At 61.9% G+C, this 11,473-nt stretch carries 13 protein-coding genes; 2 read left to right on the top strand and 11 right to left on the bottom strand.

All coding sequences use genetic code 11. From position 1 onward, the window contains the following. The first annotated feature begins 97 nt into the window (after nt 1–97). Entirely contained in the window at nt 98–826 is a 729-nt protein-coding gene (locus ACYZTW_RS23020; RefSeq protein WP_462001936.1) for a hypothetical protein, read from the top strand. A gap of 23 nt (nt 827–849) precedes the next feature. Then, nucleotides 850–1,554, top strand: a complete 705-nt coding sequence (locus ACYZTW_RS23025; protein WP_462001937.1) for an SOS response-associated peptidase family protein — start codon at nt 850–852, stop codon at nt 1,552–1,554. Nucleotides 1,555–1,788: 234 nt separating this feature from the next. Here the strand turns inward: ACYZTW_RS23025 and ACYZTW_RS23030 are convergent, their stop codons facing one another. From ACYZTW_RS23030 to ACYZTW_RS23080, 11 genes are all read right to left on the bottom strand, one after another. Further along, entirely contained in the window at nt 1,789–2,583 is a 795-nt protein-coding gene (locus tag ACYZTW_RS23030) for a DNA adenine methylase (RefSeq protein ID WP_462001938.1), read from the bottom strand. 150 nt (nt 2,584–2,733) lie between these two features. Next, nucleotides 2,734–3,276, bottom strand: coding sequence for a lysis protein (locus ACYZTW_RS23035; RefSeq protein WP_462001939.1), 543 nt, complete (start codon nt 3,274–3,276; stop codon nt 2,734–2,736). Beyond that, nucleotides 3,258–3,821 (bottom strand): glycoside hydrolase family 19 protein, encoded by a 564-nt coding sequence (locus ACYZTW_RS23040; protein WP_462001940.1) that lies wholly within the window; start codon nt 3,819–3,821, stop codon nt 3,258–3,260. Before ACYZTW_RS23040 ends, ACYZTW_RS23035 begins: the two co-directional genes overlap by 19 nt. Before the next feature lie 56 nt (nt 3,822–3,877). Then, nucleotides 3,878–4,924, bottom strand: a complete 1,047-nt coding sequence (locus ACYZTW_RS23045; protein ID WP_462001941.1) for a phage late control D family protein — start codon at nt 4,922–4,924, stop codon at nt 3,878–3,880. A 93-nt stretch (nt 4,925–5,017) separates the two neighbouring features. After that, nucleotides 5,018–5,224 (bottom strand): tail protein X, encoded by a 207-nt coding sequence (locus tag ACYZTW_RS23050; RefSeq protein WP_462001942.1) that lies wholly within the window; start codon nt 5,222–5,224, stop codon nt 5,018–5,020. Further along, nucleotides 5,199–6,059, bottom strand: coding sequence for a phage tail protein (locus tag ACYZTW_RS23055; protein ID WP_462001943.1), 861 nt, complete (start codon nt 6,057–6,059; stop codon nt 5,199–5,201). Before ACYZTW_RS23055 ends, ACYZTW_RS23050 begins: the two co-directional genes overlap by 26 nt. A gap of 12 nt (nt 6,060–6,071) precedes the next feature. Beyond that, nucleotides 6,072–8,657, bottom strand: a complete 2,586-nt coding sequence (locus tag ACYZTW_RS23060) for a phage tail tape measure protein (protein ID WP_462001944.1) — start codon at nt 8,655–8,657, stop codon at nt 6,072–6,074. A gap of 148 nt (nt 8,658–8,805) precedes the next feature. Next, on the bottom strand, nt 8,806–9,117 hold the full coding sequence (locus ACYZTW_RS23065; RefSeq protein WP_462001945.1) for a phage tail assembly protein: 312 nt from the start codon (nt 9,115–9,117) through the stop codon (nt 8,806–8,808). 12 nt (nt 9,118–9,129) lie between these two features. Then, complete coding sequence (locus tag ACYZTW_RS23070; protein ID WP_462001946.1) at nt 9,130–9,633, bottom strand: phage major tail tube protein; 504 nt, start codon at nt 9,631–9,633, stop codon at nt 9,130–9,132. Between the two features lie 11 nt (nt 9,634–9,644). Further along, nucleotides 9,645–10,811, bottom strand: a complete 1,167-nt coding sequence (locus ACYZTW_RS23075; protein ID WP_462001947.1) for a phage tail sheath subtilisin-like domain-containing protein — start codon at nt 10,809–10,811, stop codon at nt 9,645–9,647. A gap of 103 nt (nt 10,812–10,914) precedes the next feature. Next, the gene (locus ACYZTW_RS23080; RefSeq protein ID WP_462001948.1) at nt 10,915–11,469 is read right to left on the bottom strand and encodes a tail fiber assembly protein; all 555 of its coding nucleotides are present in this window, start codon (nt 11,467–11,469) and stop codon (nt 10,915–10,917) included. Nucleotides 11,470–11,473: the final 4 nt, after the last annotated feature.

An 11,473-nucleotide genomic window follows, 5' to 3' on the forward strand; every position in this document is an offset into this window, starting at 1 on the left:
TTGACTTACAGCGACTGCTCGTCGCCTCCCTCTCGCCACGGCCATCACGCTTCGATTACTGTATATAAAACCAGTATTGTACAGCGAACCCGTTTTCATGAATTTCGACCAGGCTAAAGCGCTGAGACTTCAGCAGTGGCGCTCGACCCTCGACGACCACGATTTTCGCATGCAGAACCCCGAGGCCCACCGCCAGACCCTTCACGAAATGAGCACGGCCCTTGTCACCGAGGGGTTGATCGATGAGCTCCAGCGGTTCGACCTAAACGAAATGACGAACGCCGCCTACTGGCACGCCGTGGAAGAATTGCAGAGCACACCGGGCCGCTACTGCGGCGCCTCGGCCTACGATGTCATGCGCCACGGCTGCACCGAACTGTTTGGCAAGATTGGACAGTCAATTTTCTATGCCGCGAGTACGCTGGCCGACGGTGAGCGATCCGCCTATGACGGGAAGATTTACCGCGATGCCACGGGAGCGAACCTGGTGTTCACCCCGTCCGGGGCTGTGGCGAGAATTACCGGGCTGACGTTGACCCTGCGGGATGGGCAGCAGTACGACCTCATCGAAACGGGAAGAACAGTCGAGGGCGTCACCCACGAGCCGATCGAGGATCCGGACCTCTACCGCGCCTTGGTGGACGCCGCCCAAGTGGCCCAGGAGGGCCGCGACCTGCGCACCTTCGAAAGAGTGCGACCGCTTATCGACTTGGCCAGGTTTGGCACCTGTCCGGCCTGCCTCGATCGTTTTGACCGGTGTGAAGATTGCCCGACCTGCGCCGGCCGAGGTTTTGTAACGAAGCCGGCGCCCCCTGGTCTACCCTGAATACACAGCCGGAGGGTGCAATCATGTGCGGACGCCTTTCCCAGTACCGGGGCATTCACGACTTCGTCGCGGCGCTCAGCATCCCCAACGCCCTGCTCAACTATGCCGGCGACCAGCCTTTCGAGCGCTATAACGCCGCGCCGACCACGCAGCTCGCCCTCTTGCACCGGGATGGTGAATACCTGCGCGCTGACATGGTGCGCTGGGGTTGGCGTCCGCACTGGGCCAAAGACCGCGCCGCGCCGATCAATGCTCGGGTGGAGAAGGTCGCCCACGGGCCATTCTTCAAAGCGATCTGGCCGCACCGAGCCATCATCGCGATCGACAACTGGTTTGAGTGGGTTTACGAAGGCGGACCGAAGAAGCAGCCCTACCTGATCCGCCATCGTGACCGGACGCCGATCCTCTGTGCTGCGATCGGTCAGTATCCCATCGGCGAACATGAGCCCGGCGAGCATGACGGTTTCGTGATCATCACCGCCGACAGCGCCGGCGGTATGGTGGACATCCATGACCGGCGGCCAGTGACGTTATCGCCGGAACTGGCCCGGGAATGGCTGGACCCGGGCACGCCCAAGGAGCACGCCGAACAGATAGTGCTGCTTCAGGGAGAGCCGACCGAGGCGTTCGAGTGGTACCCGGTGGACCGGGCGGTGGGCAATGTGCGGAATCAAGGGCGAGAACTGATCGAACCGGTAGGAGAGCTAGAAAGCGGCCAACAGCCTTGACTGCAAAATAAGTAGCCGCTGATGCAGCTATTTTTTCTTCGGTGTTGTCGGTTTGGGTATCGTCTCTACTGTCGTAGTTTTCGGATTTTTTTTAGCTTGATCAACAGGAATAAACTGTCCACTTCCCGAGTCTCTTCCGCGTTTGTTCGCAGGCATACAAAGCTCCCTTGATGTTGGCTGTAGTCATCTTCGACCACCGCTACACAGCGTAGCCCACGCCGCGTTGAACGCGACCTAGAATAATCCTCCCAACGCTGCCGGCTCCCAGTTCGTGATCACCAGTTCACCACTGATCTCGGCCTTGCCCTGCCGCTGATTGGTGTTGCAATAGCGGATGTCCAGCATCTCGAAATGAAACCCCTCAAACACCCGCCGAATGTCTGGATGGTCATTGATGCTGACCATCACCTTGCCTTTGCAGCGCCGCATGAAGTCAGCCATGCGTTCGTAGTTCTCAAACGGAAAATCGACGCCATAGCCGGCGGTCTGCCAGTAAGGCGGGTCCATGTAGTGGAAGGTATGGGCACGGTCATAGCGTTCCGCGCATTCAAGCCAGGGGAGATTTTCGACATAGGTACCGGACAGACGCTGCCAGGCAGCCGAGAGGTTTTCCTCGATCCGCAACAGGTTGATGGCCGGGCCAGTGGTGGCGGTACCGAACGTCTGCCCGGTGACCTTGCCGGCGAAGGCATGGTGCTGCAGGTAGAAAAATCGGGCGGCGCGCTGGATGTCGGTGAGGGTTTCGGGGCGGGTCATCTTCTGCCACTCGAACACCTGGCGTGAGCTGAGCGCCCATTTGAATTGGCGCACGAACTCTTCCAGGTGGTTCTGTACGACGCGGTACAGCGTGACCAGGTCGCCGTTGATGTCGTTGAGGACTTCAACCGGCGCGGCCTGGGGTCGCATGAAGTACAGCGCGGCACCGCCGGCAAAGACTTCGACGTAGCATTCGTGCGGTGGGAAGAGCGGGATGAGGCGGTCGGCCAGGCGGCGTTTACCGCCCATCCAAGGGATGATGGGTGTAGACATTGAGAGCAAGACCTTTACTGTATGGATAAACAGGTGCTAGGCTCGCCGCGCTTCGTGCACGGAGTAAGAGCCTTGGCTGGACTTGCAGGGGCAATCTGCAGGGACGGCGACTGGGTTGGATGTTGACGCATCCACCCCAGTCGCTCTTTTTCACTTCGCTGTTGAGACTTCTTTGGCGTAGGCCTGACAGGCCGCGAGGGCGATCAGTCCTTGGTCGCCGGCATCGGTGATGCCGATAATTCGTTGAGCATGCGCTGGGTCAAGTTGGAATCTTGTGGGGCCATGAACCACGCCGCCGGTTGGGGTGGCGGCTGACACTGTGTCTCCCCTGGCTGCATCGGAGGCGTCAAGTAGGACTGACAGCCGCAGATCAGCAGTGGCAAGGCGATCGCGCAGGCGAGCCTGGTTGGTTTGAGCATCACTCAGTTCCTTGTAGTGGGTTTGTTCACTGTTCGACAGCCGCTGTTCCAGTGCCAGGCGCTTGTCCTGTGCCGTGCGCACCTGGGCAGCGGCGGCGTTGCTGATGGCGATCAGATCGTCCTTGTGCAGTCCGGCCTGTTCAGCGAGTTGCTGGCCGTAGCGCCAGTCCTGAACCTTCCAGGCCGACGCGGCAGATCCGCCGACCAATGTGGTCAACAGCACACCAACGGCTAGCAGCCGGTACGGTGCGGGGATCAGGTCGACGACACGCATAGCACTGCCCTCGCCCGTTTCCACAGCTGCAGCCGATCTTGCAGGCCGTTGATTCCACCGTTGATCTTGCGGGTGATCGCCTCGAACTCATCCCGATCTGCCAGGGCATTCAGCTCTCGCACCCACCAGAACCACGCCGCCGACTCGGCCGCCCATTGCGGCAGTTCGAGTAGCTCAGGGGTGCGCAGCAAGCGTTCGTCACCGAACAGCGCCAGGCTGCAGCGCAGGTAGTTGCTATGACCAGTCACCTGGATCAGACCGCGCCCGCGATAGCGCTGGCCATCTCCATCCGGTTCCAGGGTGTTGCCCAGTTTCGCGGCCAGGTTGCCGGTGTCGTATTTGCTCAGGTACTGATCGCCGCCCAGCTCTCGGACGTACTGCAGCTGGCCAGACTCGTGGCCGACCTGGGCCAGAAACGCAGCCTGCCGCGTCGGTGTGTTGATCTGCCGATGCGCCATGGCCGCATTGAGGGCGGATACAAAAACGCCCGCTTGGCGGCGGGCGTTCGGGAGGATTCGCAGCAATTGCTGTTCCGTGATGGACATACAAACTCCTGGTATAAAAAAACCGCACGCAGCGGGTTATTGGGGACGCGATAGCGTTAGGCGAGACTGACGACCTTGACCGGCTTCACCTCCTTCTTTTTCTTGCCCTTGGCTTTGGCTTTGCCCTTGTTGCCGCCGTTGCACTCGACCGTGGTCGACCAGCCGGCTTGGGTGTAAGTCTGCTCCACCGAATCCGCCAGATACTCGCCATCGAGCCCGACCTTGAAGCCCTGGGCGTTGATCGGCCGCTCGGCAAACAGGTCCGTGCGACCGGGCATTTCGAAGCGCACCCCCGCGCCGGAGCGGTTGAACGCGGCCAAGCGCGCTTTGGCCGCCGACTCGGCGGCGGTCTTGTTCGGGTGAATGTGCCGATCGGTATGCACCGAGGGCAGGCCGGCCGGCGCGTCCTCATTGTCCAGGGACACCACCGCGAGCTTGCCGCCCTTCTTGTCTTGGTGCTTGGTGGCCACCTTGCCGTGCGTGTTGCGATCGCCCAGGCGGAACTGCCAGCGGCTGACGTCCTGGCGGGTGATGGTGATCGCGCCGAACGCCTTGCCGCTCGCGCTCTGTCCGCCCTGGCGCGGCATCACCAACAATTTGCCATCGGCGACCTTGGCCGTGCAGTCGTACTGCTTAGCCAGGCGCGTGATGAAATTAAAATCGGACTCGCTGAGCTGGTCCGCCCGCGCGACCTTGGTGGCCACCGGACAACTCGGCTCCCAGCCGTTACGTGCGGCGATATCGCCCACGATTTTCGACAGTGGCACATCCTCCCAGCTCCCGCTGCGAATGGTCTTGCCACTGCCGCGCATGTCGCTGGCCTTGCCCTTGATCACCAGCGTGTCCGGCGGACCCGATACCGTGATCTCGTCGACCACGTAGCGACCCAAACGGGCCAGCCCCGTCTCGACATAGCCCAGGTAGATCTCGATCCCAGCACCGCGCCGGGGCAGCGTCACCAGCCCGTCACGGTCATCAATGCGTAACTCGAACTCGTCGGAATCCATCCCGGGTTTGTCGGTGGTGCTGAGCTGGATCAGCCGATCATTGATCAGGCCGGTGATGTCGGCACCATCGGCGACGACGCGAAACATGGGGGTCATGGGGATATCCAAAAGAAAACCCGCGCAAGGCGGGTTTAGGGAAGGAGCGTTACGCGTAACGCCATCGAGCGCCGGCGGCGACTCCGGACGGGGTCAGTCCCAGAGCGTGACGGCCTCGGTGACCGGGCTCGGCAGATCCGGCAGAACGATGATCAAGCCGGCGCGAAACGGCTGCTCTTCCTCGGCCAGCCCCTGATTGGCATCAAGTACCGCCTCGACGCTGCCATTCAGGTGGCCGTAGTAGTTATGGCAAAGGGTGTCCAACAGATCCCCCTCAGATGTTCTGCATGTCATCGCCATAGCGTCCGAACTCCAGGGTGAACTCTTGTTTACGCGGAATCCCGCCTTGCATCAGCGCGCTTTGATCTTCGTCGACGCTCTTCAGGCACCAGGTGCCCAGCACGTCGCCATAGCCGGTGGTCAGCGTCAGCGGCTGAAGCCGGCCGCCGATCGAGCGCAACGTGTCGAGCTGCTTCAGCCCACCCTTGAAGCCCGGGAAAATCTGGCCCTTAAGGGTGATTTTCTCGTCGCCCATGCCGACGCCCTGCTGCGCCGGCCGGCGCGACAAACGCTCCTGCGAGGCCCAACGGAATTCGGTCGAGCGGCGCAACGAGTCAAAGGCCGCCGTGTCGAGGTTGAAGTAATACGGCTGCGCCTTGGGGTCGAGCGGCTGAATGATCAGCAGGTGCGGGAATGGCTTCACCGCCTCCGGTGCTGGCGTGCCATCGGTGACAAATGCCCACGACGGCAACACATTGGTCAACGCCGGACGGGGCTTGCCGGCGATCTTGCTGATGGCCGCCGCCGCCAGGGCCGCCTGCTCCTTCAGCACCCCCACGCGCTCGTCAATTTGCGACACCGCCCGCGAGGCCTTGTTGTAGGTGGCCACCACCTGCCCGACCTTGGCCTGAGCCGCCTGCACCCCACGCATCACGCGCTGAAGCTTGGCCCCGACCGCCGGCCCGACAAAGGGCAAATCTTTCAGCTCGGACGCCGCGCCGGTGATGTCGCCGATCGCGCCATTCACGGGCCCCAGCATGCCGTCCAGGCTACGCCGGCCGGTTTCCCCGGCCGAGGCCAGGTACTTCAAGCCCGACTGTAACTGCTGCAATGCAGTCTTTTCCTGATCAGACATATGCCCTCCCGATTAAACATGCGGTTCGTCGTACAGCTTGCTACTGCCCACCTGCTTGGCCATGTCGCGATAGTGCTGATCGAGCAACGGCTTGAGCTGGTTATAGAGCGTTGCCGCGTCCTTCACGTCGCCGTTCACCACCAGCGAAAACGGCGCCTGAACGTCCACTTTCGATTCGATGGTGGTCGGTGCCGGCTTGGCCACCATCGCCAGCGGCCCGGCCGGCAGGCCCGCGTCCGCACTGGCCGGGGGCAACATCATGGCCCGGGCGGCGTCACCCGGTTGCGGCGCCGGGGCTTCCAGCCCGGAGCGAATGACCTTGGGCCGACGCAGCTCCGAACCCGGAAAGCGCACCTTGTTGGCAAAGTGCGGCAGCAGCATGGCGTCTTTGGAGTCGAGGTCGCGCGGGTCATACGACACCGGCGGCGCCGGTGGCGGCTCAAACGCTTTCGGCACCGTGTCGAACGATTTGGCGATGTCGCCCATCACCGGCGGCACGTTCTTGCCGGCATTGGCCATCATCAGCGGCCCGGCCGCCGGCATGCTCTTCAGCGCTTCGTCCGTGCCGAACATCGACTTGCCGAGGTAACCGCCCAAGGCGTCGCCGCCCATGTTGCCGAGAACACCGCCGACCAGTCCGCCAATAGCGGTGCCAATGACCGGCAAAAGCATCGTGCCGAGAGCGGCCCCAGCCGCAGCCCCGGTCAACGTTCCAGCCAAACCACCCGCCGCCCCGCCATAGCCTTCGGCTTTCTCGTCCCGCGTCTCGGCGTTCTGGTAAGTGTCGTAGGCCTTAAACCCGGCATCCACCACCGCGACTACCGCCGCGGCTTTTACCGCCGAGCCGACACCGAGACCTCGACCACTGCCGCCACCCTTGCCACCTTTTTTGCCCTTCTTGCCATCGGCATCGAGGTCGCCGGCACCTAGGCCGTCACCGCCGCCCAGGGCCCCCATGTTGGTCACGATCACCTTTTGCGGGATGTTCGGATTGCCCATCAGCGAGCCACGACCGATGTTCAGCAGGCCCTTGGCGATCTTGAAGGTACTCATGGCCGACTGGAAGGCGATCACCGCCGCGACGGCCGCACCGATGCCGGTCACCACCTTAGGCGATTCGTCCGACAGCTTGCTCAGCCCCTTGGTGACGTAGGTCAGCCCGTCCGCCACCTTATCGGTCACCGGCCGGAAGGCATCGCCGATCGCGCGCATGGCGTCGTCCATGGACTGGGCCATTTCCGACCACTTCTGCGCCGACGACTGCCGACGTTCCTCCAGGTTCTTGTCCAAGATCCCGGTGGCATTGGCCGACTCCGATTTCAGCTTGGTGTACAGATCCTTATTCTGCATGAACGCGGTCAACGCGCCCTTGACCTGCATGTCGGCGAACAGGTCGCCGGTGCGCAAGGCTTGCTCCAGGGACGCAATCATGGCCTTGGCTTTTTCCGGATCGGTCTCCTGGCTGATCTCGGCCGTGGCCTTCGCCATGGCGGCGGCCTTCTTCGGATCGGTCGCCGCAATGTATTTCTGGGCCAACTCAAAGCTGGATTCCAGCGTCGATTTGCCATTCTGCAGCCCGGTGTTCATCGACGCCTGATAGTCAATTCCGGCGTCCTTATAGGCCTTGACCGTGTCGCCCGAACCGATCTTTTCCATCCAGTTCTTGAGGTTGCCGGCCGCCTCATCCGAGCCGCCGGCGGTCTTCATTTGCACCTGAAGCATGGCGCCCAGTTGCGTCACCGAATCCATGCCGGTAATGCCCAGCTTGCCCATACCGGCCAGCAGCTCGGGGAACCAACGCGCCATGTCGGCCGCCTCGAAACTGCCCGCTTGCCCTTGGTAGGCGATCGCCTCCAGGGCCTTTTGCATCATGGCCGGGTCGGTGATCTTGGCGTTCTGCCCCAGAGCATTGATCATGCGCGCCGTTTCGCCGCCGTCCGAACCCTGACCCACGGCGAACTTCGCCGCCGTCGGGGCGTATTGCAGCGCCTTGTCCAGCTCCATGCCGGCGCCCACCAGGGCGTTGACCACCTCGGCCACCTGATTGCGCGCCATGCCCGTGTCGCGTGACGTGTCGATGATCTTCCTCGACATGTCACCCTCTTCGGGCTTGTTGGCAATGTTCGACTTGATCGCAATGTCACGGATGATCGCGCCATAGTCCGCGCTGACCTTGGTCGGAATCGCCATCGCCGCCGTGGCGGCCACCGCTTGGCCGACGCTGCTTTTGAGCTTCTGTTTGCCTTCGTCGAGTTGCTGGTGACCTTTGGCCTTCAGCTCGGCCTTGTTCGCCGCCTGACCCATGGCCGTGTAGGCCTTGGTCAGATTGCGCACTTCCACGCCTTCTTTCTTCAGGCTGCTGAGATTGCCCTCAAGCTGTTTCAGCAGGGCGCCGGCCCCCTTCTCGCCCGCCATGTGTGCCTTGCGCCACTCTTCGCTCAGGCGAATGGTGTCGCCAATGGTCTTTTCCAGTACCCGGGCTTTTTTGCCTTCCGTCTCCAGGCGCTTGATGCGACTGGTGACATCCTTGAACGCCGAGCCCACCGTGGAGCTGACCGCCCCGCCAATGACCAGGCCGAGCGCGAGTTTGTTCGCCATGTGCGTGCCCTATACGTCGGATCAATCAAAGGCGGCTCAATCCGTGAGCCACCACACCATCTCAGAAAACGGCATGGCCTTGATCTCGGCGGCCGAGAAACCAGTCTCTTTTGCCAAGCGTCGGGCCAGTGCCTTGAGGGTGGTTTCGTTACACGTCGTCTTCTTCAACCAGACGAAAATAGCCGGCCTGCAAGCGGTTGTAGTCTTTGATTTTCAGGGCCGCCAGATCCGTTTCGCTGGCCATGATCAAGCTGCAAAACAGGTTCTTTTCCATCTTGTCGTATTCGCCACCGCCGGCCGCCTTGGCGGCCTCCATGTCCTTCACGCTGGGCGCGCGCATCGTCACCTTGTCGACGAGAACGCTGCTGATATTGGCCTTGTAGGCCAGCGTTACGGTAACGCCGTCGGCGGTGAGCTCGAGCCACTTCGGCAACGGTTTGTTCAGGCTTACTTGAGTCATGTTCTTTAGTCCTTAGAGGCCGACGGCCGAGCGTTCTTCTGCCAGTTGATCGACACCGTCGACCACCTGAATCATGTTGAGCGGGTCGATTTCGTACATCACGCGACCGCCGATTTCGAGCTTGTAATAAACGGCCTTGATCGCGTGCTTGATTTCCGCCTTGTCGCCCGACTTCCAGTCGCCCATGTCGACCTCTTTGATACCGCCGCGCAGCGTCACCACGACCGGCGTCACCTCCCCTTTCAGGCCCCGGAAGGCGCCACGAAAGACGATGGCGCACGCGGTCTGATCGGCCAAGCCGAAGTACTTCAGCGACTCACGGCGCACGCCGTTGGTGGTAAACGCCGCTTCCAGCTTTTCCAGCCCAATGGCCATTTCAATCGGGGCGGACATGCCGCCACCCTGATAGTCGTCGGTCTTTTGCGTCAGCTTGGGCAGCGACAGGGTTGGCACGTCGCCGGCGAAACTCACACCGTCGACAAAGGCGTTCATGTTGGAGAGAACTTGAGGAATCATTGAGCGGCCCCTTAGGCGGTTTCAAGAACTTCGGTCAACCATTCGTTGGTGACTTCAATGAGGAAATTCGGGTTTTCGGCCGGCGGCACGTCAGTGAAGCGGATGCGCCAGTAAATTTTGCCCTGCTCGATTTGGCTGGCCGTGTTCTTTTCCTTGTCCGCGTAGACTTCGAAATTGATCACCGCGCCGGCGTTCTTCTGGTCGCGCATGAACGCCTGAAGCCCCTCGGTCACGTCCGCGACATAGGTCTTGGTGATCGAGCGATCGACCGCCCATTTATGCCCCGCCTGGATCGCATCCATGAGGATGTCGCAGGTCCGCACCCGGGTGACGAACGCCCATTTCGGGTCGCTGGACAACGTGCGGTTACCCCACAGGCGATAGCCACCATCCCGGATGATCGTCGCGATGTTCGCGTTGTTCAGCAGGTTGGCTCGACAGGTTTCGTCGCCGTCCAGGTACTCGATCGGGCGAGTGGTGCCGGTGATGCCGACAAACTCCTTGTTCGACGGCGATGCCCAGTAGCCGTAGTTGGCATCGGTCCAGGCAAACAAACCCGCGACCCAGGCCGAGCCGGGCGCGTCGACGGTCGCGCTCAAGATCGTGTCCCAGAACTGCACCCCCGGATCGACCATGTACAGGCGCTTACTGCCGAACTCCAGGGCGTAGGCCATGGCCGCCTCATCGGTGGTGTTCGGTCCGTCGAGAATGGCGATCGCACGCAACTTGCCGGCCAGGGCATCCATGGCGGTGGCCACCGCTTGAGTGGCGGAGTGTTTCGGCGCGATCAGCAGTTTCGGCTGGGCGTTGTGCTTGCTCTTGCCGTCGAGCAACGCCTGAAGGCCGGTACGCTGGCCACCGGCGAGAACGCCACCAATGATGGCCGACGTTTGCAGCGCAGCGTCCTCCAGCTTGGGTACGCCGACAGCGACAATCACCGCCTTGGCCCGCACATAGATCGCCGCTGCCGCCTTGGCAATCGCCGAATCCGCGCCGAACGCGGCGATGGCTTCACGCTCAGACGTGATCAGCTTCAGCTCGCCGGCCAGGGCTGTGCCGCCGCCGAGAATGCCGGGGGTGAAGGTGTCGCACAGACCGATGATCGACGACGACGGCAGCGAAATAGTCCGCGCACCGTTGTCGATCAACGTGGTGGTGACGCCGTGAAAGAAACTCATAAGGCTCAATCTCCAGAAACGAAAAAGCCCCGCATGCGCGAGGCTGGCAGGGATGTTCGAATTGCGCGTAACGGAAAAGAAAACGCCCCGTCAGTGCGGGGCGTTATTGGGCCAAGCTGGCAATCCATGCCGGGGGCTGGGGGCGGCCTGACTGATCAGGGAACAGCGTCACATCCGGCCAATCGCGCAACGCCTGGCGGTAGGCATACAGCTCGGATCGCTGCTCAGCGGTGATCGGATAATCCGGCATTGCCAGATAGTCAGTCGCGGCGACTTGTGCATTGCGCCATGCTCGCTCGCCCGCTTGCGCCGCTGCAATCTGCGCCGCCGCATCCAGAACCCAGCCCCCATCAGCCCACACATAGAACTGACTTGGCCAGGGTTTGGCGGTCAGTCCTTCGGGCAGAGCGCCAAGCTCGAAATGCTCTTCCTCGACACCGCTATCCGTGTGGTAAACCATGCCGCGATAGTCGGCCAATTGTTGCGGCTCCCCCTCGACCAGCGCCCATACGTGGCCAGCCTCGGGTTGGCTCAGAGGATTTTCCAGCTGAATGGTATTGCCCGGCAGATACTGGCCAAATCCAGGGACCTCTGGAAACTCTGACAACTCAAACGGCCCGGCCAGGATGCCGAGCGGGTCGAACACATAGATATTCATTAGC

This window comes from Pseudomonas sp. LB3P25 (assembly GCF_054897985.1).